This window comes from Streptomyces lydicamycinicus, from assembly GCF_000829715.2.
GTDB lineage: Bacteria > Actinomycetota > Actinomycetes > Streptomycetales > Streptomycetaceae > Streptomyces > Streptomyces lydicamycinicus.
The window spans coordinates 806364-827936 of sequence record NZ_BBNO01000002.1 but is presented as its reverse complement, the minus strand read 5'-3'; the positions used below and the strand labels follow the sequence as shown (position 1 = coordinate 827936).

The window sequence follows — 21573 nt, the reverse complement described above, 5'->3', positions numbered from 1 at the left end:
ATGGGATCAAACGATCTACCACCATACGCACTCCGCCCCCCGGATGGCAAATGACCTTCTGGCCAGGCCCTCCGCGCCCCCGGACAAAGCTACCCGCCCCGCCCGGAACCCCTCACGCCTCCTCGTCGTAGAGCTCCGACTGCGACGCCATCGGCGAGACGGGGGACGGGCCGGAGGCATGGGAACTCGGCGGTGGCGGGGGGCTGCTCGCCGGCGGGGTCGGCTGCGCGGGCGGCGTACTGGGCGCGGGCGAGGCCGGCGGGGTGGCCGGGCGGTCGGGGCGGGACGGCGAGGGCTCCGGACGGGGCCGCCCGCCATGGCCGCCGGAGCCGCCGCCCGCGCCCGGCTCGGGGCCCGACGGCCGCACCGGACGGGACGGCGTACCGGGCTCGGACGGCTCCGGTGCCGCGCTCTTCGACGCCTTGCCCGCCTTCTTGCCCTTGCCGCCGGCCGGGTGCGCCTCGCCGTCGCGCCCCATCCGCCGCGGGCCGCCGCCGCGCCCGTCCACGGTCACCCCGTTGGGACCGGACCAGCTGTCCTTCCCGTCGTGCCGCGCGGTGCTGCCGGACGGTTTCGGCTCCTCCGGGTCGCTCACGCTCATACAGCCGGCCAGCGCAGCGGCCAGCGCGGAGACGGTCACGGCCGCGGCGGCGGCACGGGAGCGCACCCGGGCCGACGGGGGGCGCGACGAAGGGGCGGGGGACGACGACGGGGACGGTGTCGGCGTCAGGGACGGGCGATGTGGGCTCGGGCGCACGGCGGGACCTCCGGATCCGGAACGCAGGGACGGCGGCACGGACGCCCTGCCCAACTCCCGCCCCCCACCCGAGGACACGCACCAGGCCCGGCCGATCGCGCCGGGCGCGGCTTCCGGGACGCACTCCCGCCGGGCCGTGGCCCTGCGGCTGCCGGGGCCCGCCCACGGGACAGCCCTTAGCCGTAGCCCAGCGCGTGCAGCCGCTCGTCGTCGATCCCGAAGTGGTGCGCGATCTCATGAACGACCGTCACTTCGGTCTCCGCGACCACGTCCTCGCGGGTGTCGCACATCCGCAGCGTCGGCCCCCGGTAGACGGTGATCCGGTCCGGCAGCACACCGGCGTACCACTCCCCCCGGTCGGTCAGCGGCGTCCCCTCGTAGAGCCCGAGCAGGTCGGGGTCCTCGGCGGGGGGTTCGTCCTCGACGAAGACCGCCACGTTGTCCATCAGCCGGGTCAGCTCCGGCGGGATCCGGTCCAGCGCCTCGGCGACCAGTTCCTCGAACTCCTCGCGCGTCATTTCCAGCACACCACCATTCTCCGCCACGGCGCCTCCCCACCGATCGTCGCGGTCCGCCCGCCGCACCGCAGCCCAACCGGAAGCGCCCCCTCCTCGCTTAACGGCGCCACGGCCGGGCATACGGGACCAATGGCCCGCGCAGCGCGCTCCCGGACACCGAACCCCGACGCCCCGCAAAGCCACCCGCACCGACTGCTCCATACCGGCCTCGACGGCGTACGCGCCCTCCCGGCAGCCGTCCGCCGCGGCTACCGCTCCCGCCGTACGGCCCCCACCGCCACCCTGCTCGACGGCGCTCCGCACCGCCCCCTGGCATCCACCCTCGGCCTGATGGCCGTCACCGTCGTCGGCGCCTGTCTGGGGCTGCTGCTGATCGGCAGCCTCCGTGTCCCCGTCGGCCCGATGGACACCAGCATGGCGCTGCGCCCCTCGCTGTCCGGCGGCACCCGGATCGAGGTCGCGCCGCTGGGCGACCTGGAACTGAGCAGCCACCACGCGCCCGTACGGCTCGATGTCGACGTCGACCGCCTGGACCCGGTCCGCTCCCAGGCGCTGGTCGACCACCCCGAACGGTTCGCCGGTCTCCAGGCCGAGGTCACCCACGACGTCACCCGCGGCGCCCTGGGACTGGCGCTGCACTCCTGCGTCGCCGTGGCGTCCGGCGCCACCGCGCTGGGCCTGGCCGTCTACCGCCGCCCGCGCCGCGCACTGGCCGCCGGCGGTCTGGCGCTCACCCTGCTCGGCGCCTCCGCGGGCACCGCATACGCCACCTGGAACCCCGAGTCCGTACTGGAGCCGAAGTTCTCCGGCCTGCTCACCTCGGCGCCCTCGGTGGTCGGCAACGCCCGCAGCATCGTCAGCGAATTCAACGTCTACCAGAAGGAGTTGGCGCGCCTGGTGACCAACGTCACCAAGCTCTACGACGCCACCTCGACGCTGCCCGTCTACCAGCCGGACCCGACCACCATCCGCGTCCTGCACGTCTCCGACATCCACCTCAACCCCGGCGCCTGGCGGATCATCGCCTCCCTGGTGAAGCAGTACCGGATCAACGTGATCGTCGACACCGGCGACACCATGGACCACGGCTCGGCCGCCGAGAACCACTTCCTGGACCCGGTCTCCACCCTCGGCGCCCCCTACGTATGGGTGCGCGGCAACCACGACTCCCGGGGCACGCAGAAGTACCTGACCGGCCGACGCCATGTCACCGTCCTCGACCACGGCAAGGTCACCCAGGTCGCCGGCGTACGTATCGCGGGCGTCGGCGACCCGCAGTTCACCCCGGACCGCTCCGTGGTGGCGGCCGGCGACCCCGCCGAGCGCACCGCCGGCGGCCACCTCGCCGACGCGCTGCGCACCCAGCGGCTGGCCGGCACCCCCGTCGACCTCGCCCTGGCCCACAACCCCGCCGCGGTGCGCGAGGCGGACGGCCTGGCCCCGCTGGCGCTGGCCGGCCATGTCCACCACCGGGAGAACACCCTGCTCCCCCAGGGCACCCGGCTGATGGTCGAGGGCTCGACGGGCGGCGGACTGCGCGCGGTGCACAACAAGAAGCCCGAGCCGGTCCTGGCCTCGGTGCTCTATCTGGACCGGCGGACGAAACGGCTCCAGGCGTGGGACGAGATCACCCTCGGCGGACTGGGCCTGTCGCGGGCCGAGGTCAGCCGCCACCTCCCCCATGAGAACCAACCCGGCGCCACGCCCGCGCCGTCCGGTTCACCGCCCTCGGCGGGCCCGTCCTCCGGGCCCCCGTCGGGCCCTTCCGCGCGCCCGGCCAGGAGCCCGTCCGAACACCCCCGCTAAACCGTTTTGGCGAACGGTCCTCCCATCCCATATGCTTCTCACGTCCCCGACGGCGCCGGTAACGACGCCAAGGTGGCCACCAGCCCTCATCGTCTAGTGGCCCAGGACGCCGCCCTTTCAAGGCGGTAGCACGGGTTCGAATCCCGTTGGGGGCACGCATCACCGTGTGCGAGACTGGCTCACGCCACTTTCGCACAATGCAAGGTCCTGTGGAGCAGTTTGGAGTGCTCGCCACCCTGTCAAGGTGGAGGCCGCGGGTTCAAATCCCGTCAGGACCGCTGCGGCTGGGTAGCTCAGTTGGTACGAGCGATCGCCTGAAAAGCGATAGGTCGCCGGTTCGACCCCGGCCCCAGCCACACCCATTGGGAGAAGGCCCCGATTCCTCGAATCGGGGCCTTTTTCGTCGCTATCCGACGCCGGCTTCCCCGGCGGGCTCGTCCTCCGGCTGCCAGAAGATCAGCCGGGCACCGCCGGTGATCATCCCCGTCGCCGCCAGGCCCATCGCCATCTTCACCAGCCGCACATCGCCTTCCCAGTCGTGCGGCGCGCCGAAGACCAGCCAGGCGCCGAGCGCGATACCGGCGACCATCATGACGATGCCCGCAACCCGTCGTATTCCCTTGTCCATACGGGCATTCTCGCCTACCGGCGATCATGTCGTAATCCTGTTTCCGGTCCCCGCCCGCTCTCCCCGCGGCCACCCGGACGGCGGTGCCGCCGCATCGGAAACGGGCGGCCGCGAGCACCGGCCGGGGCGCGAGGGAGGTTCCCGGCGGGCTGCCGGGGAGCGCGGGGCGCCGTCCGCGCGGGCAAATGGTTCGCCAGTCGTTTATCCGAGGTGAGATCCTGGGGGACGTATGTCCAGTCAGCCTGCCTCCGCCCTGCCCGACGGCTCTGCTCCCGCGCTGCCCGGCACCGCCGCTCCCGGCCTCTCCGACCTGCTGGAACGTCTGCCCGAGCTGATGCTGCGCGATCAGCAGCGGCTGGGGCGCCGGCTCGACGGCGCGCGCCGTATCCGTAAGCCGGAAGCCCGGGCGGCCGTGCTCTCCGAGATCTCCGGCGGCATCGACGAGGCGGAGCTGCGGGTCGAGCAGCGGCGCGCCGCGGTGCCCGAGATCACGTATCCGGAAGAGCTGCCGGTCAGCCAGAAGAAGGACGAGATCCTCGCCGCGATCCGCGACCACCAGGTCGTGATCGTCGCCGGCGAGACCGGCTCCGGCAAGACGACGCAGATCCCCAAGATCTGCCTGGAGCTCGGCCGGGGCATCCGGGGCCTGATCGGGCACACCCAGCCGCGCCGGATCGCGGCCCGTACGGTCGCCGAGCGGGTGGCCGAGGAGCTGAAGACCCCGCTGGGCGAGGCGGTCGGCTGGAAGGTCCGCTTCACGGACCAGGTCGGCGGGGACACCCTCGTCAAGCTGATGACGGACGGCATCCTGCTCGCCGAGATCCAGACGGACCGGGAGCTGCGCCAGTACGACACGATCATCATCGACGAGGCGCACGAGCGCAGCCTCAACATCGACTTCATCCTCGGCTATCTCGCCCAGCTGCTGCCCCGGCGCCCGGACCTCAAGGTCGTCATCACCTCGGCGACCATCGACCCGGAGCGGTTCGCCCGGCACTTCGGCAGCTTCGCGTCCGTAGGGGCGGCGCCGGACCGCGCCGCTTCCCCGGCCGGGAGTGACGAGGAGACGAAGCCGAGCGCGCCGATCGTCGAGGTCTCCGGCCGGACGTATCCGGTGGAGGTGCGCTACCGCCCGCTGCTGGAGGAGGGCGGCCAGGACGCGGACCGCGACCAGATCACCGCGATCTGCGACGCCGTGGACGAGCTCCAGTCCGCCGGGCCGGGCGACATCCTGGTCTTCCTCTCCGGCGAGCGGGAGATCCGCGACACCGCCGACGCGCTCAACAAGAAGGCCCTCCCGTTCACCGAGGTCCTCCCCCTGTACGCGCGGCTGTCGCACGCCGAGCAGCATCGCGTCTTCCAGCGGCATACGGGCAGGCGGATCGTGCTGGCCACGAACGTCGCCGAGACCTCGCTGACCGTCCCGGGCATCAAGTACGTCATCGACCCGGGCATGGCCCGGATCTCCCGCTACAGCTACCGCACCAAGGTCCAGCGGCTGCCCATCGAGCCGGTCTCGCAGGCCAGCGCCAATCAGCGCAAGGGCCGCTGCGGCCGTACCAGCGACGGCATCTGCATCCGCCTCTACTCCGAGGACGACTTCCTCTCCCGCCCCGAGTTCACCGACGCGGAGATCCTCCGGACGAACCTCGCCTCCGTCATCCTCCAGATGACCGCGGCCGGCCTCGGCGACATCGAGAAGTTCCCATTCATCGACCCGCCGGACCGCCGCAACATCAAGGACGGCGTCGATCTGCTGAGTGAGCTCGGCGCGCTCGACACCAAGCAGAAGGACCCCAAGAAGCGGCTGACCCCGCTCGGCCGCAAGCTCTCCCAGCTTCCGGTCGACCCGCGGCTGGCGCGGATGGTGCTGGAGGCGGACCGCAACGGCTGTGTCCGCGAGGTCATGGTCATCGCGGCGGCGCTGTCCATCCAGGACCCGCGCGAGCGGCCCGCGGACAAGCAGCAGCAGGCCGATCAGCAGCACGCCCGCTTCAAGGACGAGACCTCCGACTTCCTCGCCTTCCTCAACCTCTGGCGCTATGTCCGCGAGCAGCAGAAGGAGCTGTCCTCCTCGGCCTTCCGGCGGATGTGCCGCAGTGAGTTCCTGAACTACCTCCGGATACGCGAGTGGCAGGACATCTACTCCCAGCTGCGGTCGGTCGCCAAGACCATGGGCATCCACCTCAGCGAGGAGGACGCGGCGCCGGATCACATCCACACCTCCCTGCTTTCCGGTTTGCTTTCGCATATCGGCCTCAAGGACACCGACGCCAAGAACGAGTATCTGGGCGCCCGCAGCGCCAAGTTCGCGGTCTTCCCCGGCTCAGCGCTCTTCAAGAAGCCCCCGCGCTGGGTGATGTCCGCCGAGCTGGTCGAGACGTCCCGGCTGTGGGCGCGGGTGAATGCCAAGATCGAGCCGGAGTGGATCGAGCCGCTCGCCCAGCACCTGGTCAAACGCACGTACAGCGAGCCGCACTGGGAACAGAAGATGGCCGCGGTGATGGCGTACGAGCGGGTGACGCTCTACGGCGTCCCGATCGTCGCCCAGCGCAAGATCACCTACGGCCGGATCGATCCGGAGACCTCGCGCGACCTGTTCATCCGCAACGCCCTGGTCGAGGGCGACTGGCGCACCCATCACCAGTTCTTCCATGACAACCGCAAACTCCTCGGCGAGGTCGAGGAGTTGGAGCACCGCGCCCGGCGCCGCGACATCCTCGTCGACGACGAGACGCTCTTCGACTTCTACGACCAGCGCATTCCGGCGGATGTGGTCTCCGGCGCGCATTTCGACGCCTGGTGGAAGAAGAAGCACCGCGACGAGCCGGAGCTGCTGAACTTCGAGCACTCGATGCTCATCAACGAGTCCGCCGAGGCCGTCACGAAGGACGACTACCCGGATTCCTGGCGGCAGGGAAAGCTGAAGTTCAAGGTCACCTACCAGTTCGAGCCGGGCGCGGACGCGGACGGTGTGACCGTCCACATCCCCCTCCAGGTCCTCAACCAGGTCTCGTCCGAGGGCTTCGACTGGCAGATCCCGGGCCTGCGCGAACAGCTGGTGACGGAGCTGATCCGGTCCCTGCCCAAGCCGATCCGGCGCAACTACGTCCCGGCACCGAACTTCGCGGCCCGCTTCCTGGACTCCACGGTCCCCCTTCAGGGCGCCCTGACGACGTCTCTGGCCGCGGGGCTCCAGCGGATGGTGGGCGTGCCCGTGGAGGCCGCGGACTTCGACCCGGCCAAGGTCCCGGACCACCTCAAGATCACCTTCCGGGTGGTCGACGAGCGGCGCCGCAAGCTCGCCGAGGCCAAGGACTTGGAGGCGCTGCGGCTGAAGCTCAAGCCGAAGACCCGGGCGGCCATCTCCAAGGCCTTCGAGCAGGCCGCCGAGCGGCCGGCCAGGGACCGTAAGGGCGGCGCGGACGGCGGACCGGCGCCGGCCGGCCCCGAGCAGCGGACCGGGCTGACCTCCTGGACGATCGGCACGCTGCCGCGCACCTTCGAGACCCGGCGTGCGGGCCAGCCGCTGAAGGCATACCCGGCGCTGGTCGACGAGGGCAGCAGCGTCGCCGTACGCCTCTTCGACACCGAGGCCGAGCAGCTCACGGCGATGTGGGCGGGCACCCGCCGGCTCATCCTGCTGAACATCCCGTCCAATCCGGCCAAGTTCGCCCAGGACAGGCTGAGCAATCAGCAGAAGCTCGCGCTGTCCCGTAATCCGCACGGCTCCATCGCCGCGCTCTTCGAGGACTGCGTCACCGCCGCCGCGGACCGGCTGATCGCGGCCCGGGGCGGTCCGGCGTGGGACGAGGAGTCCTTCCGGAAGCTCTTCGACCAGGTCCGCGCGGATCTGGTGGACGTCACGCTGAAGACCATCCAGCAGGTCCAGGAGGTGCTGGCCGCCTGGCAGGCGTGCGAGCGCCGGCTGAAGGAGACGGCGTTCCCCTCACTCCTGCCGTCCCTCACGGACATCCGGGAGCAGCTGGCGGCACTGATCAAGCCGGGCTTCGTGACAGCACACGGCGCCAAGCGGCTGCCGGACCTGATGCGCTATCTGGTGGCCGCCGACCGCCGTCTCCAGCAGCTGCCCACCAACGCCGAGCGGGACCGCACCCGGATGGCGAAGGTGAAGGAGATGCAAGACGAATACGCCTGGCTGCTGGAGCAGTTCCCGCCGGGCCGCCCGGTGCCGGCCGCGGCCCTGGAGATCCGCTGGATGATCGAGGAGCTCCGGGTGAGCTACTTCGCCCACGCGCTGGGGACCGCGTACCCGGTCTCCGACAAGCGCATCGTGAAGGCGGTGGACGCCGCCGCGCCGTAGGAACCCGGCCTGCCGGTATCGAGTTCGACCGCACCCCCTGACCTGCTGTACAGTCTTGCTTCGCAGCCCGCCGCAAGCGGAAAGCGAAACGCAAGGTCCTGTGGAGCAGTTTGGAGTGCTCGCCACCCTGTCAAGGTGGAGGCCGCGGGTTCAAATCCCGTCAGGACCGCATAGAGAAAGGCCCGCATCCTCTCGGATGCGGGCCTTTCTGCTGTCCGTACTCGGGCCCCACCCCGCGCGCCGCGCGAAGCCGCCACCGGCACCCCACATCCCGTCAGGTCCCGCTCCCCGCCGCTGCCGCACGCAGAGGGGGCCGTGGCGCGGAGGGGGCCGTGGCGCCGATCACGTTCCGGCTCCGCCCGCACCCCACCGGGCCCGGTCGCGGCGCCGGCCATTTCCCTCCCGACGAATGCGGACCGTAGCCGGATTGCCGCCCGCTGTATTGACGGCGGCACGTACCGCGGGTACTCACTGAGGAAGGCGTGGGGCCGGGGAGGTATGCGCATGACGACTGCGGTACGGCACGAGACCAGGGCGCTGTTGCGGGCCCATCTGGCAGCCGCCACGGGCTATCGCCATCTGACGCGGCACTGCCCTGTCTGCCATCAGCTGCAACGGCTCGTCATGGAGCCGCACACGGCCCGTTCCGGGCCCGGGGCGCCCGCTTCCGCCTCCGACTCGTCCGGGGCCGTCTGTGGGCCGCCGGCGGACGAGGGCGAAGGTCCCGCGAGCCGGTGACCACCGACGCCTGCGTCACCCGCGGTGCGGTGACAGGCTGTTGGGTGTGGCGAGCGGAGTTCTCTATCGCAGCGGCCGTATCGTCTTCAAGCGCCACGTCGTGTGACGGGTGTCACCGAACAAGTTTGGCGCGATGAGGAACTTACACCCGCCCTACAACCGGTCAATTTAATATGTGCAATTGCACCTCCCCTGAGGAGGCTTCCGAGAGGGGACTCGGGGTCCCCGCGGAAAGCCCCTCACAGGGCCCGTGGAGACCCGCTGACCGCCGTCCGGGGCGACGTGGGCGCCAGGCCGGCCCGACCGCCCCAACGGGCCCTGAAGCGGGCGCACACAAAAAAATCGCGCTGGACCCGGCGGAGTCCAGCGCGATCAACGACGTACCCACATGGAGCGGGCGTGGGGCCTGTGGGGCAGGCGCCGCGTCGTATGAAGCTGTGTGAAGCGTGGTGAAGCGGTCGAGCTATGTGGCACAAAGCGGGCGCTTTCGGGTTGGGGGCCCCGAAAACGTCCTGGTTATGCGGTTGTTCAGGCCTCGCTGCGCTGCTGCGGAATGCCCGCGAGTAGTGCGCGGACCTCAGCCTCGCGGTAACGCCGGTGTCCTCCGAGCGTGCGGATGGACGTGAGCTTGCCTGCCTTGGCCCAACGGGTCACCGTCTTCGGGTCCACGCGGAACATCGTGGCGACCTCAGCAGGGGTAAGCAGCGGCTCGGCGTCAGGGGTGCGAGCGGTCATGAGCGGCCTCCTCGGGAGAACCGAACCATCACGGTTCTTTCCTCTAAATTCTGCACCTTGACCCACGTTGCCCGAAATGGCGGACGCGGGCCGAGTCGGTTATAGGACGAACGGCTTGTCCTCGGCACTACAACTACACCATCTGTCCAGCCACGTCGGCCAAACCGATGGAATTGCCCTCTCAGGTGTTCAACCTCGGCGGATGCCGATGGACCGTGCCATAGCGGACAGTCACCCGACCGTGACGATCAGTCACAGCGTGATCAGCCGCCACGAGACCCCTCAAGGAACGCAATACCGATCTATCCGCCCTTAGTTGGACGGAAGGAGCCCAGGTCGGGCTCCTTGTCCTATTTTGGCACGAGGGTATGGCTTGGGAGCAAGACCCGATGTCAGTGCTTTAGGTCACGCTTGAGGCAATCGCCCGGATCAGGACCTACGTCCTTTACCGTCCAACCACCGGAAAGCGAACACAGCGCTGCCACGCCACGGCCTTCGGCACCGCACCGGCGCCTCAGCTGGAGAACTGCCGTTCCCGCACCGCACGCCACCGCTGGGAAAGCTTCTCGTACGCGACTCCGGCCCGCTCGCCGTCCCCCTCGCGCAGCGCCGCCAGCCCCTCCGCCACCTCGGCGGCGGAACGGTCCTCGGCGAGCTGCGCTTCGGGCACCGCGTGCACCAGCCCGCCGTAGTCCAGCTCCACGAGCGAACGCGGATGGAATTCTTCGAGCCAGCGCCCCACATCTACCAGGCCGTCGATCAAGGGCCCCTCTTCCAGGGCGTCCCGCAGCGTCCGCAGGCCCCGGGCGACCCGTCGCCGCGCCTGCACCATCGGCGTCCGGTAGCGCATCACCGACTCCTGCTCACCCTTCGTGTACTCCCGCTCGCCGTCGGAGAACAGCACGAACCAGCGGACCGGGACGTGCCAGGCGGCACCGCGGATCCAGGGCCGGGCGTCCGGGTTGCGCTCCCGCCACTGCTCGTAGTCGGTGGCCGCCTGCCGGCGCACCACCGGGGGCAGCGCCGCGTCCAGCACCGAGGCCGGCAGCAGCTCGTCCAGCGACTCCAGGGCCTGCCAGCCGCGCAGCCGGGTGCGCCAGGGGCAGACGCAGGTCACCTCGTTCACCACGGCGATGAAGGCGTCCGCGCTCTCGTGGACCGGCACCGGCACCGGTGGGGTGGGCAGCAGATCCGCCAGGGCCCGCCGCTGCTCGTCCTGGGCGGTAGGGGTCTTCGCCCGCTTGGCATAGCGGGCCCAGTGGGAGCGCTCCGGCTCGGGGAACGCAGCCAGCGGCTCGTAGACCCGTAGATATGCCATGTACGGGACCTTCACCGACGACGCCAGGGCCACGCCCGCTCCTTCAAAGGGGAAGTCCACCACCGGGAGGTCCCGAGGGCCCCGCCGGCCTGCGATACGACCAGATCGTCCCATGCCCGTCCCCCGGGAGAGGGTGATCCTCGGCACCCGACCGATCAACCGGCCGCGCAGGTCTTACGCTCTTTTCAACCGGCCCTCCCCACCCGAAGGAGGGCGTCCTTCGCGACTTATGGGAGTCACCACAGTGACTGACGTACGTCCGGCCTCCGCCGGCACCGACGGCGGCGTTCTGCACACCCTGTTCCGGTCGGAGCAGGGGGGCCATGAGCAGGTCGTTCTCTGCCAGGACCGTGCCAGCGGCCTGAAGGCCGTGATCGCCATCCACAGCACCGCCCTGGGCCCCGCCCTCGGTGGTACCCGCTTCCATGCCTACGCCTCCGAAGAGGAGGCCGTGCTGGACGCCCTGAACCTGTCGCGCGGCATGTCCTACAAGAACGCCCTGGCCGGGCTGGACCACGGCGGCGGTAAAGCCGTGATCATCGGTGACCCCGACCTGATCAAGACCGAGGAACTCCTGCTCGCCTACGGCCGGTTCGTGGCCTCCCTCGGGGGCCGCTATGTCACCGCGTGCGACGTCGGTACGTACGTCGCCGACATGGACGTCGTCGCCCGTACGAACAAGTGGACCACCGGCCGCTCCCCCGCCAACGGCGGCGCCGGCGACTCCTCCGTCCTGACCGCCTACGGTGTCTTCCAAGGCATGCGCGCCTCGGCCCAGCACGCCTGGGGCGACCCGACGCTGCGCGGCCGCAAGGTGGGCATCGCGGGCGTCGGCAAGGTCGGCCACCTCCTCGTCGAGCACCTCCTCCAGGACGGTGCCGAGGTCGTGATCACGGACGTCAGGGCCGAGTCGGTGGACCGGGTCCGCGCCAAGTACCCGCAGGTCACCGCGGTCGCGGACACCGAGGCACTGATCCGCACCGCGGGCCTGGACGTCTATGCGCCGTGTGCGCTGGGCGGTGCGCTGAGCGATGAGTCGCTGCCGGTGCTGACCGCGAAGGTGGTGTGCGGCGCGGCCAACAACCAGCTCGCCCACCCCGGCGTCGAGAAGGATCTGTCCGACCGCGGCATCCTCTACGCCCCCGATTACGTCGTGAACGCGGGCGGTGTCATCCAGGTGGCCGACGAGCTGCACGGCTTCGACTTCGACCGCTGCAAGACCAAGGCGGCGAAGATCTTCGACACCACGCTGGCGATATTCGCTCGTGCGAAGGCCGACGGCATTCCGCCCGCCGCGGCCGCCGATCGCCTGGCCGAACAGCGGATGGCGGAGGCCCGGCGCGCCTGACGCGGCCGGATATGGGCCGTGTCGGCCGGAAAGCGTGCCTTGCGCGGCCCGCCACGGGTGATCAGGGAGACATCCCTCACCACCCGTCGGCGGGTCGCCGTACAGGACAGGTTAAAATCGCAGTTGACCAGCGGGGACGGGGCACCTTGCAGGTCGTGCCGAGCGGCGGGTGATGCGGGCGACGTACCGCATGGCCGCGGAAGCAGGTACCGTTAAAGCCCTACGGGCCGGTCTCTCTGTCGAGAGCCCGCTCTGATCCATGAACGCGTGTCAAGACTCTGGGGCCACCGAGCCCCGTCATTGAGGGGGTCGACCCATGGGGCGCGGCCGGGCCAAGGCCAAGCAGACAAAGGTCGCCCGCCAGCTGAAGTACAGCAGCGGTGGGACGGATCTCTCACGACTGGCCGACGAGCTGGGTGCAACGCAGTCGAACCAGCAGCCTCCGAACGGAGAGCCGTTCGAGGATGACGAGGACGACGACCCGTACGCACGGTACGCAGAGCTGTACAACGACGACGAAGAGGACGAGGGCGACTCGTCGGACCAGCGTCGTCGCGCTTGAGTCTCTGCGCTCGCGGCACCCATAACAGCATCACGGACCCGGTCCTGGGCATACCCGGACCGGGTTCTGTGCTGCCCGGATGCCTGGCCGGATGACCATGGCCGGGACCGCCGCACAGACCGCTGTCCGTGCGGGCGGCACCTCCCCCGGCCCGGTCCGGACCAGGGGGACGGCTCGGTCCGTCAGCTCGCGTAGTCACCGGTCAGGGTCACTGCCTCGGCGTGGTCACCACGCTCGACGATCTCACCGCTGACCCAGGCGTCCACACCGCGGTCGGCGAGGGTGGTCAGGGCGGCCTCCACCGAACCCTGCGGGACAACGGCGATCATGCCGACGCCCATGTTCAGGGTCTTCTCCAGCTCCCCGCGCTCGACCGAGCCCGCCGAGCCGACCAGGTCGAAGACCGGGCCCGGGGTCCAGGTGGCACGGTCGACCGTGGCGTGCAGACCGTCCGGGATCACCCGGGCGAGGTTGTTGGCCAGGCCGCCGCCGGTGATGTGCGAGAAGGCGTGCACCTCGGTCGTACGGGTCAGCGCCAGGCAGTCCAGCGAGTAGATCTTGGTGGGCTCCAGGAGCTCCTCACCCAGGGTGCGGCCGAACTCCGGGATCTCCCGGTCCAGGGCCATGCCCGCCCGGTCGAACAGCACATGACGGACCAGCGAGTACCCGTTCGAGTGAAGGCCGGAGGACGCCATGGCGATCACCGCGTCCCCCGTACGGATGCGATCCGCGCCCAGTACCCGGTCCGCCTCGACGACGCCCGTACCGGCACCGGCGACATCGAACTCGTCCGCGCCCAGCAGCCCCGGGTGTTCCGCGGTCTCGCCGCCGACCAGCGCGCAGCCGGCCAGCACACAGCCCTCGGCGATGCCCTTGACGATCGCGGCGACCCGCTCCGGGTAGACCTTGCCCACGCAGATGTAGTCGGTCATGAACAGCGGTTCGGCGCCGCAGACGACCAGGTCGTCGACGACCATGCCGACGAGGTCGTGGCCGATGCTGTCGTAGACGCCCATCTTGCGGGCGATGTCGACCTTCGTGCCGACGCCGTCGGTGGCGGAGGCCAGCAGCGGGCGCTCGTACCGCTTCAGCGCCGAGGCGTCGAAGAGGCCGGCGAAGCCGCCGAGCCCGCCGACGACCTCGGGGCGGGTGGCCTTCTTCACCCACTCCTTCATCAGGTCCACGGCGCGGTCGCCGGCTTCGATGTCGACGCCCGCGCTCGCGTAGCTGGCACCAGTGCCCGCGTGCGGAGCACGCTCAGATGATTCAGCGGACATGCTGAGAACCTTCGTGTCGTGTGTGTACGAGCTCTACGGGCGACGCAGCGCGTCGGCGCCGCCGACCCCGGCCGTGAGCGTCTGGACGCCGTCCACGTCGGACTTCGCCGGTGCCTTGGTCTCCGACTCCAGGAGGTGCTTGCCCAGCAGCTCCGGGTCGGGCAGCTCCATCGGATACTCGCCGTCGAAGCAGGCGCGGCACAGGTTCGGCTTGTCGATCGTGGTCGCCTCGATCATGCCGTCGATGGAGATGTAGGCGAGGGAATCGGCGCCCAGCGACTTGCCGATCTCCGCCACGCTCAGCCCGTTGGCGATCAGCTCCGCGCGGGTGGCGAAGTCGATGCCGAAGAAGCACGGCCACTTGATCGGCGGGGACGAGATCCGGATGTGGACCTCGGCGGCGCCGGCCTCGCGCAGCATCCGGACGAGGGCGCGCTGGGTGTTGCCGCGGACGATCGAGTCGTCGACGACCACCAGGCGCTTGCCGCGGATGACTTCCTTGAGCGGGTTGAGCTTGAGGCGGATACCGAGCTGGCGGATGGTCTGCGAGGGCTGGATGAAGGTCCGGCCGACGTAGGAGTTCTTGACCAGGCCGGAGCCGTAGGGGATGCCACTGGCCTCGGCGTAGCCGACGGCGGCGGGGGTGCCGGACTCCGGGGTCGCTATCACCAGGTCGGCATCGGCCGGCGCCTCGGCGGCCAGCTTGCGGCCCATCTCCACGCGGGAGAGGTACACATTGCGGCCGGCGATGTCGGTGTCCGGGCGGGCCAGGTAGACGTACTCGAAGACGCAGCCCTTGGGGCGGGCCTCGGCGAAGCGGGTGCTACGCAGGCCGTCCTCGTCGATGGCGACCATCTCGCCGGGCTCGATCTCCCGGATGAAGCTGGCGCCGCAGATGTCGAGGGCGGCGGACTCGGAGGCCACCACCCAGCCGCGCTCCAGGCGGCCGAGGACCAGCGGGCGGATGCCCTGCGGGTCGCGGGCGGCATAGAGCGTGTGCTCGTCCATGAAGCAGAGCGAGAAGGCGCCCTTGACCTTCGGCAGGACGCGCGGGGCGGCCTCCTCGACGGTCAACGGCTTGCCCTCCTCGTCGACCTGGCCGGCCAGCAGCGCCGTCACCAGGTCGGTGTCGTTGGTGGCCGCGACCTGGGTCGCGCGGCCGCCCTCGCGGGGCAGCGCGGCGACCAGATCCGCCAGCTCGGCGGTGTTGACCAGGTTGCCGTTGTGGCCGAGCGCGATCGAGCCGTGCGCGGTCGCACGGAACGTCGGCTGGGCGTTCTCCCACACCGAGGCACCGGTGGTGGAGTAGCGGGCATGGCCCACCGCGATATGGCCCTGGAGGGAGCCGAGCGAAGTCTCGTCGAAGACCTGGGAAACCAGGCCCATGTCCTTGAAGACGAGGATCTGGGAGCCGTTGCTCACCGCGATGCCCGCGGACTCCTGTCCACGGTGCTGCAGCGCATACAGCCCGAAATAGGTGAGTTTGGCGACCTCTTCACCCGGAGCCCAGACACCGAAGACGCCGCAAGCGTCCTGGGGGCCCTTCTCGCCGGGGAGCAGGTCGTGGTTGAGTCGTCCGTCACCACGTGGCACGGCACCGAGTCTAGGGCAGGTCGCGCATTCATCCGAACCGGGGATGGCCGCTGAACTGGATGAGTGCATAAAAGAGGGGCCGCGCGGCCTGACGTGCCCACGCCCCCCGGCGGGCGGCTCAACACCCCGGCGCGCCTCGGATCCCTTGGCTCACCTGGTGTGCCGCCGGATGCGGGGCCCGCGGCGCGGACCGTGTGGATCTTGCGGCGTGGGGGCGCGCCCCGCTCCGTGTGAGATGCGCGACGCCGCCGCGGAAGCCGTCGGTACGGGTGCCGGGGGGCGCCGCCCGCGTCGGGTGCGGGTGCCGGGCCCGCCGCCGTCAGCTCAGCACGGGCAGATATCCGCTGATATCGGCCCGCTCGCCGCCGGCGGTGACCGTCGCCGCGTCCAGCGCCTCGGCCCAGAACGTACGGCCGGTGGCGAGCCGGATCCAGGTCAGCGGGTCGGTCTCGACCACGTTCGGCGGGGTACCGCGGGTGTGCTTGGGGCCCGCCACGCACTGCACCACGGCGAACGGCGGAATCCGCAGCTCCACCGAACCGCCGGGGGCCCGGTCCGCCAGGACGTCGGCCAGCAGGCGGGTGGTGGTGGCCAGGGCCTGGCGGTCGAAGGGGATCTCCAGGCCGGTCGCCGCCGCAAGGTCGTCGGTGTGCACGACAAGTTCGAGACAGCGGGTGACGAGGAAGTCGGCCAGCGGCATCGCGCCGGGCAGGACCGGCAGCAGCCGGTCGTCCGGCTCCGGCGCGACGGCCTCGGCGAACTGCGCGGCGGTGCGTTCCAGCAGTTCCACGGGGTCGTGCGCGTCGGCCAGGGCGCGGGTGCGCGCGTCGACGTCGGAGGCGCGCGGCGCGGCCGCCGCCGGCCACTCCAGCAGGGTGGCCTCCGCCCGCACCGGCACCGGCCCCTCAAGACTGCGCGCCACGCTCCCCACGGCCATCGACAGATGCGCCACCAGCTCGCGCACCGTCCAGTCACCGAGCCGGGTCGGCAGCGCCAACTGGCCGGGGTCGAGGGCGCGTACGGCCTGCTGGACGTGGGCGAGCTGGGCCGTGACGGCGCCACGGGTCTTCTTCGGGTCGTACCGGCGGGGACGCGGCTTCCGGGCGGCAGGATGCATATCCGTCAGCCTACGAGGCGGCACCGACAGGTGCTGCCGAATGCGTGATGCGGGCGCGGGGCCGCCGGCGCTCAGCTCACCGGTGTCGTCCGCGGCGCCCCGGGCTCGAAGGTCTCGCCGTTGCGCGGGATGCCGACGCCCTGCCAGGTGAACGGGACCCCCTGGGCGGTGACCGGGTCGGCGGCGTCCATGAGCTGGAAGTGGACGTGCGGCTCGCTGCTGTTGCCGGAGTCGCCGCACCGGCCGAGGGTTTCGCCGGCCCGCACCCGGTCGCCCGTACGGACGGTGAGCGAACCGCGGCGGACATGGGCGTAGAGCGCGTAAACGCCGTCGCCCAGGTCGAGGATCACATGGTTGCCGAGCATCCGGCGGGCGCCGCCGAGCGTACGGGCCGGGCCCTCCAGGGCGAGCAGGTAGACGGCCGCGGGCCAGGACGTGCGGCTGAGATGGTCGCGGCTGCCGTCCTGGGCACGGACGACGGTGGCGTCGGCGACGGCGAGCAGGGGCGCACCGAAGGCCGGGAACTCCTCGTTGCGGCGGACCAGGGGCCACCAGCCGAAGCCGGGCCGGGAGTTCGGCTCCGGTTCCGCCACGATGTCGATCGCGTACGCCTGCCCGTAGGCCCGTGTGCCATGGCTGGGGACCTTGTCGGCGGGGCTGTTGAGAGCCTTCCAGCGGCCGGTGACCGGGGCGGCGACCGCCACCGGCGCGCGGGCCGGGCCCGTCACGCCGTCCCCCTCCGCGCGGGCCGCCCGGCGGTTCACTCCGAAGGCGATCAGTATCCAGAGGATCAGGGGGACCCAGCCCCACCAATACGGAATGTCGACGAAGAAGCTCGCGACGAAGATCACGAGGAAGATCAGCAGGCAGGCGCGTGCGGCGTTCCTGGCGAGCTTGCGTTCAGTGGTGGACTTCATTCCGTCTCCCCCGTGAGGTCGTGTGGCCGGGCGTCAGCGCCCGGCGGCGGTCAGCATCACCAGCAGCGGTACGACGCGGTCGGCGGGTACCTCGTAGCGGCCGCGGGCGGCCGTGTGCAGCCAGCCGGCGGCGGTCAGTTGCCGCAGGTGGTGGTAGATCTGGCCGGTGGTGCCGGTGCCGTCGAGCTCGGTGAGTTCGGCGGCGGTGCAGCGGCCACCGAGGATCTCGCGCAGCAGCCGCAGCCGGACGGGCTGGCCGAGGGCCGCGAACGACTCGGCGGCCGCGGCCCAGTCGCGGTCCAGCACGGTGTCGGTGACCAGGCCGTACTGCCATTCGTAGCGCTGCCCGGCCGGGATCCGTACGGCACCGGTGAAGAGCACTCCGCCGTTGTCGGCGCCCAGTTCGGCGAGCTGGGCCTTCAGGCCCCGCAGGGCCCACAGCTCGTCCTCGGGCTCGCGCTCGGGCGGAGGTGCCGGCCGGCCGGCCTCCAGGACGGCCAGCCGTCGCTCCAGCTCTGCCACCCGCTGCTCCAGATCCATGGTGAGAGATTACGTAATTACGTAACCCCTGGCAATGGCGCGACCCACCACGGAAAGCGGAGACGGCCCGCCCCCTGGTGGGGACGGGCCGTCGGACCGTCATACGGGGGCGGTGCGCACCGCCCGGCCCGGCCTCAGGCGATCAGGCCCGGGATCGTGGCCTCGTGCGACTCCTTCAGCTCGCTCAGCGGGATGCTGAACTGCCCCTGGACGTCGATCTCCGCGCCGTCGATCACGCCGATGCGGGTGGCCGGCAGCCCCCGGGCACCGCACATGTCCGTGAAGCGGAGCTCCTCGCTGCGCGGGACGGCGACGACCGCACGGCCCGCCGACTCCGAGAACAGCAGGACGAAGGGGTCCAGCCCGTCGGGAACGACGAGGCGGGCGCCCTTGCCGCCGCGCAGGCAGGACTCCACCAGCGCCTGGATCAGACCTCCGTCGGAGAGGTCGTGCGCGGCGTCGATCATGCCGTCACGGGAGGCCGAGATCAGCACCTCCGCCAGCAGCCGCTCACGCTCCAGGTCCACCTTCGGCGGCAGACCGCCGAGGTGGTCGTGCACGACCTGCGACCACGCCGAGCCGCCGAGCTCCTCGCGGGTGTCACCCAGGAGGTAGACCAGCTGGCCCTCTTCCGCGAAGGCGATCGGCGTACGGCGGTTCACATCGTCGATGACACCGAGCACCGCGACGACCGGGGTCGGGTGGATCGCCACCTCGCCGGTCTGGTTGTAGAGCGAGACATTGCCGCCGGTGACGGGCGTGCCCAGGGTCTGGCAGGCGTCGGCGAGACCACGGGTGGCCTCGGCGAACTGCCACATCACGGCCGGGTCCTCGGGCGAACCGAAGTTCAGGCAGTCGGAGACCGCCAGCGGCTTGGCACCGGACGCGGCGACATTGCGGTACGCCTCGGCCAGCGCCAGCTGCGCGCCCGTGTAGGGGTCGAGCTTGGCGTAGCGCCCGTTGCCGTCGGTGGCGAGTGCGACACCGAGGTTGCTGTCCGGGTCGATGCGGACCATACCGGCGTCCTCCGGCTGCGCGAGGACGGTGTTGCCCTGCACGAACCGGTCGTACTGGTCGGTGATCCACGCCTTGGATGCCTGGTTGGGCGAGGCCACCAGCCGCAGGACCTGCGCCCGCAGTTCCTCCGCGTTCGCCGGGCGGGCCAGCTTGGCGGCGTCGTCGGCCTGGAGGGCGTCCTGCCAGTCGGGGCGTGCATACGGGCGCTCGTAGACCGGGCCCTCGTGGGCGACGGTGCGCGGCGGCACGTCCACGATCTGCTCGCCGTGCCAGAAGATCTCCAGCTGGGAGCCGTCCGTCACCTCACCGATGACGGTCGCGATGACGTCCCACTTCTCGCAGATCTCCAGGAAGCGGTCGACCTTCCCGGGCTCGACGATCGCGCACATGCGCTCCTGGGACTCGCTCATGAGGATTTCCTCGGGCGAGAGGGAGGAGTCGCGCAGCGGCACGGTGTCCAGCTCGACGCGCATGCCGCCGGAGCCGGCCGAGGCCAGCTCGCTGGTGGCGCAGGACAGCCCGGCGCCGCCGAGGTCCTGGATGCCGTCGACCAGGTCTTCCTTGAAGATCTCCAGGGTGCACTCGATGAGCAGCTTCTCCTGGAAGGGGTCACCGACCTGGACGGCGGGGCGCTTGGCGGGCTTGGAGTCGTCGAAGGTCTCCGAGGCCAGCACGGAGACGCCGCCGATGCCGTCGCCACCGGTGCGGGCGCCGTAGAGGATGACCTTGTTGCCCGCGCCGGACGCCTTGGCGAGGTGGATGTCCTCGTGCTTCATGACGCCGATGCAGCCGGCGTTGACCAGCGGGTTGCCCTGGTAGCAGGCGTCGAAGACGACCTCGCCGCCGATGTTGGGCAGACCCAGGCAGTTGCCGTAGCCGCCGATTCCGGCCACCACGCCCGGCAGGACGCGCTTGGTGTCGGGGTGGTCGGCGGCGCCGAACCGCAGCGGGTCGACGACGGCGACCGGGCGGGCACCCATGGCCAGGATGTCGCGGACGATCCCGCCGACGCCGGTGGCCGCGCCCTGGTAGGGCTCGATGTACGAGGGGTGGTTGTGGGACTCCACCTTGAAGGTGACGGCGTAGCCCTGGCCGACGTCGACGACACCGGCGTTCTCGCCGATGCCGACGAGCAGGGCGTCGTTCTCGGGGGCCTTCTCACCGAACTGCTTCAGATGGACCTTGCTGCTCTTGTAGGAGCAGTGCTCGGACCACATGACCGAATACATGGCGAGTTCGGCGCCGGTGGGACGGCGGCCGAGAATCTCCCGGATGCGCTGGTACTCGTCCTGCTTCAGGCCGAGTTCGGCCCACGGCTGGTCGGTGTCCGGCGTCTCGGCTGCGTGCTTGACGGTGTCGAGAGTCATGCGTTGACCAGCTTCTTCAGGATCGAGGTGAAGAATCCGAGGCCGTCGGTACGGCCCGTACCGATCAGCGGCTCCACGGCGTGCTCGGGGTGCGGCATGAGGCCGACGACATTGCCCGCCTCATTGGTGATGCCGGCGATATCGCGGAGCGAACCGTTGGGGTTGCCGTCCAGGTAGCGGAAGGCGACCCGGCCCTCGGCCTCGAGCATGTCGAGCGTGCGCTCGTCGGCGACGTACCGGCCGTCGATGTTCTTCAGCGGAACGCTGATCTCCTGGCCGGAGGTGTAGTCCACGGTCCAGGAAGTCTCCGCGTTCTCCACCCGCAGCTTCTGGTCGCGGCAGATGAAGTGCAGATGGTTGTTGCGCAGCATGGCGCCGGGCAGCAGGTGGCTCTCGGTGAGCACCTGGAAGCCATTGCAGATACCCAGGACGGGCATACCGGCCTTGGCCTGCTCGATAACGGACTCCATCACCGGCGAGAAACGGGAGATGGCCCCGGCCCGCAGATAGTCGCCGTACGAGAAGCCGCCGGGCAGCACCACGGCGTCGACCTGCTTGAGGTCCTTGTCGCGGTGCCACAGCGGCACCGCTTCGGCACCGGCCACCCGGACCGCGCGCTGGGTGTCGCGGTCGTCGAGCGTGCCGGGGAAGGTAATGACTCCGATCCGCGAGGTCATGAGTCGACCCGCACGGTGAAGTCTTCGATGACGGTGTTGGCGAGGAAGGTCTCGGCCATCTCATGGATGCGAGCGAGGGCGGCTTCGTCGACCGGACCCTCCACCTCAAGTTCGAAACGCTTGCCCTGACGGACGTCGGCGATCCCCTCGAAGCCCAGGCGTGGCAGTGCGCGCTGCACCGCCTGCCCCTGCGGGTCGAGGATCTCCGGCTTGAGCATGACGTCGACTACGACGCGTGCCACTGGCACTCCCGGTGGTGTGGTGCGTAAGGCGGTGTCCTCACAGTACCGTGTTCGAAAATCTACGCGCATAGATATACAGTGCGCCGGATCAC

Annotated in this window: 18 protein-coding genes and 4 tRNA genes; 9 read left to right on the top strand and 13 right to left on the bottom strand. The window is 70.5% G+C overall.

The genetic code is table 11. The features are described 5' to 3' along the window. Nucleotides 1–112 precede the first annotated feature (112 nt). Nucleotides 113–667, bottom strand: a complete 555-nt coding sequence (locus TU31_RS09110) for a hypothetical protein (protein WP_042151585.1) — start codon at nt 665–667, stop codon at nt 113–115. A 266-nt stretch (nt 668–933) separates the two neighbouring features. Continuing rightward, nucleotides 934–1284 (bottom strand): metallopeptidase family protein, encoded by a 351-nt coding sequence (locus tag TU31_RS09105; protein WP_042151976.1) that lies wholly within the window; start codon nt 1282–1284, stop codon nt 934–936. Nucleotides 1285–1404: 120 nt separating this feature from the next. Between TU31_RS09105 and TU31_RS09100 the strand changes: the two genes are divergently transcribed. The 4 genes from TU31_RS09100 (at nt 1405) to TU31_RS09085 (ending at nt 3437) form a co-directional block, all read left to right on the top strand. After that, nucleotides 1405–3081, top strand: coding sequence for a metallophosphoesterase family protein (locus tag TU31_RS09100; RefSeq protein WP_042151583.1), 1677 nt, complete (start codon nt 1405–1407; stop codon nt 3079–3081). An 82-nt stretch (nt 3082–3163) separates the two neighbouring features. Beyond that, nucleotides 3164–3236, top strand: a tRNA-Glu gene (locus TU31_RS09095). A 48-nt stretch (nt 3237–3284) separates the two neighbouring features. After that, a tRNA-Asp gene (locus TU31_RS09090) sits at nt 3285–3359 on the top strand. A gap of 4 nt (nt 3360–3363) precedes the next feature. Beyond that, nucleotides 3364–3437 (top strand) — tRNA-Phe (locus tag TU31_RS09085). Between the two features lie 50 nt (nt 3438–3487). Here the strand turns inward: TU31_RS09085 and TU31_RS09080 are convergent. After that, nucleotides 3488–3709: a hypothetical protein gene (locus TU31_RS09080; RefSeq protein WP_245698461.1), complete on the bottom strand. Its 222-nt coding sequence runs from the start codon at nt 3707–3709 to the stop codon at nt 3488–3490. A gap of 229 nt (nt 3710–3938) precedes the next feature. On the opposite strand from TU31_RS09080, the gene hrpA reads away from it, so the two are divergent. From hrpA to TU31_RS36635, 3 genes are all read left to right on the top strand, one after another. Continuing rightward, nucleotides 3939–8033: an ATP-dependent RNA helicase HrpA gene (gene hrpA, locus TU31_RS09075; protein WP_078885633.1), complete on the top strand. Its 4095-nt coding sequence runs from the start codon at nt 3939–3941 to the stop codon at nt 8031–8033. Between the two features lie 94 nt (nt 8034–8127). Then, nucleotides 8128–8202 (top strand) — tRNA-Asp (locus tag TU31_RS09070). 335 nt (nt 8203–8537) lie between these two features. Then, nucleotides 8538–8771 carry a DUF6274 family protein gene (locus TU31_RS36635; RefSeq protein ID WP_078885654.1) on the top strand — a complete coding sequence of 78 codons (234 nt, stop codon included), beginning with the start codon at nt 8538–8540 and terminating at the stop codon, nt 8769–8771. Between the two features lie 528 nt (nt 8772–9299). Here the strand turns inward: TU31_RS36635 and bldC are convergent. Further along, nucleotides 9300–9506, bottom strand: coding sequence for a developmental transcriptional regulator BldC (gene bldC, locus TU31_RS09065; protein ID WP_003949541.1), 207 nt, complete (start codon nt 9504–9506; stop codon nt 9300–9302). 514 nt (nt 9507–10020) lie between these two features. Further along, nucleotides 10021–10857 (bottom strand): DUF8083 family protein, encoded by an 837-nt coding sequence (locus TU31_RS09060; RefSeq protein WP_042151578.1) that lies wholly within the window; start codon nt 10855–10857, stop codon nt 10021–10023. A gap of 196 nt (nt 10858–11053) precedes the next feature. On the opposite strand from TU31_RS09060, the gene TU31_RS09055 reads away from it, so the two are divergent. Both TU31_RS09055 and TU31_RS09050 read left to right on the top strand, forming a co-directional pair. Further along, the gene (locus TU31_RS09055) at nt 11054–12172 is read left to right on the top strand and encodes a Leu/Phe/Val dehydrogenase (protein WP_042151576.1); all 1119 of its coding nucleotides are present in this window, start codon (nt 11054–11056) and stop codon (nt 12170–12172) included. Between the two features lie 316 nt (nt 12173–12488). Continuing rightward, the gene (locus TU31_RS09050; protein WP_042151574.1) at nt 12489–12734 is read left to right on the top strand and encodes a DUF3073 domain-containing protein; all 246 of its coding nucleotides are present in this window, start codon (nt 12489–12491) and stop codon (nt 12732–12734) included. 182 nt (nt 12735–12916) lie between these two features. On the opposite strand, the gene purM is transcribed toward TU31_RS09050, so the two are convergent. From purM to purS, 8 genes are all read right to left on the bottom strand, one after another. Next, nucleotides 12917–14011 carry a phosphoribosylformylglycinamidine cyclo-ligase gene (gene purM / locus TU31_RS09045; protein WP_042151571.1) on the bottom strand — a complete coding sequence of 365 codons (1095 nt, stop codon included), beginning with the start codon at nt 14009–14011 and terminating at the stop codon, nt 12917–12919. Nucleotides 14012–14044: 33 nt separating this feature from the next. Further along, nucleotides 14045–15604, bottom strand: a complete 1560-nt coding sequence (gene purF, locus TU31_RS09040) for an amidophosphoribosyltransferase (RefSeq protein WP_042151568.1) — start codon at nt 15602–15604, stop codon at nt 14045–14047. 319 nt (nt 15605–15923) lie between these two features. After that, nucleotides 15924–16721, bottom strand: coding sequence for a maleylpyruvate isomerase family mycothiol-dependent enzyme (locus TU31_RS09035; protein ID WP_042151566.1), 798 nt, complete (start codon nt 16719–16721; stop codon nt 15924–15926). A gap of 71 nt (nt 16722–16792) precedes the next feature. Next, nucleotides 16793–17638: a murein hydrolase activator EnvC family protein gene (locus TU31_RS09030; protein ID WP_042151562.1), complete on the bottom strand. Its 846-nt coding sequence runs from the start codon at nt 17636–17638 to the stop codon at nt 16793–16795. Between the two features lie 33 nt (nt 17639–17671). Beyond that, nucleotides 17672–18178 (bottom strand): ArsR/SmtB family transcription factor, encoded by a 507-nt coding sequence (locus TU31_RS09025; protein WP_107070638.1) that lies wholly within the window; start codon nt 18176–18178, stop codon nt 17672–17674. A 134-nt stretch (nt 18179–18312) separates the two neighbouring features. Beyond that, a complete protein-coding gene (gene purL, locus TU31_RS09020; protein WP_042151554.1) occupies nt 18313–20562 on the bottom strand; it encodes a phosphoribosylformylglycinamidine synthase subunit PurL in 2250 nt (749 codons plus the stop codon). Then, on the bottom strand, nt 20559–21239 hold the full coding sequence (gene purQ / locus TU31_RS09015; RefSeq protein ID WP_042151550.1) for a phosphoribosylformylglycinamidine synthase subunit PurQ: 681 nt from the start codon (nt 21237–21239) through the stop codon (nt 20559–20561). The genes purL and purQ overlap by 4 nt, the downstream gene beginning before the upstream one ends. Continuing rightward, nucleotides 21236–21481, bottom strand: a complete 246-nt coding sequence (gene purS, locus TU31_RS09010) for a phosphoribosylformylglycinamidine synthase subunit PurS (protein WP_042151546.1) — start codon at nt 21479–21481, stop codon at nt 21236–21238. Before purS ends, purQ begins: the two co-directional genes overlap by 4 nt. Between the last annotated feature and the right edge of the window lie 92 nt (nt 21482–21573).

What these genes read in the sequence shown, in the direction of transcription:
- TU31_RS09100 (WP_042151583.1), top strand. Translation starts at nt 1,405, where the DNA reads ATGGCCCGCGCAGCGCGCTCCCGGACACCGAACCCCGACGCCCCGCAA.
- TU31_RS09080 (WP_245698461.1), bottom strand. Translation starts at nt 3,709, where the DNA reads ATGGACAAGGGAATACGACGGGTTGCGGGCATCGTCATGATGGTCGCC.
- hrpA (WP_078885633.1), top strand. Translation starts at nt 3,939, where the DNA reads ATGTCCAGTCAGCCTGCCTCCGCCCTGCCCGACGGCTCTGCTCCCGCG.
- TU31_RS36635 (WP_078885654.1), top strand. Translation starts at nt 8,538, where the DNA reads ATGACGACTGCGGTACGGCACGAGACCAGGGCGCTGTTGCGGGCCCAT.
- bldC (WP_003949541.1), bottom strand. Translation starts at nt 9,506, where the DNA reads ATGACCGCTCGCACCCCTGACGCCGAGCCGCTGCTTACCCCTGCTGAG.
- TU31_RS09055 (WP_042151576.1), top strand. Translation starts at nt 11,054, where the DNA reads ATGGGAGTCACCACAGTGACTGACGTACGTCCGGCCTCCGCCGGCACC.
- TU31_RS09050 (WP_042151574.1), top strand. Translation starts at nt 12,489, where the DNA reads ATGGGGCGCGGCCGGGCCAAGGCCAAGCAGACAAAGGTCGCCCGCCAG.
- purM (WP_042151571.1), bottom strand. Translation starts at nt 14,011, where the DNA reads ATGTCCGCTGAATCATCTGAGCGTGCTCCGCACGCGGGCACTGGTGCC.
- TU31_RS09035 (WP_042151566.1), bottom strand. Translation starts at nt 16,721, where the DNA reads ATGCATCCTGCCGCCCGGAAGCCGCGTCCCCGCCGGTACGACCCGAAG.
- TU31_RS09030 (WP_042151562.1), bottom strand. Translation starts at nt 17,638, where the DNA reads ATGAAGTCCACCACTGAACGCAAGCTCGCCAGGAACGCCGCACGCGCC.
- TU31_RS09025 (WP_107070638.1), bottom strand. Translation starts at nt 18,178, where the DNA reads ATGGATCTGGAGCAGCGGGTGGCAGAGCTGGAGCGACGGCTGGCCGTC.
- purL (WP_042151554.1), bottom strand. Translation starts at nt 20,562, where the DNA reads ATGACTCTCGACACCGTCAAGCACGCAGCCGAGACGCCGGACACCGAC.
- purQ (WP_042151550.1), bottom strand. Translation starts at nt 21,239, where the DNA reads ATGACCTCGCGGATCGGAGTCATTACCTTCCCCGGCACGCTCGACGAC.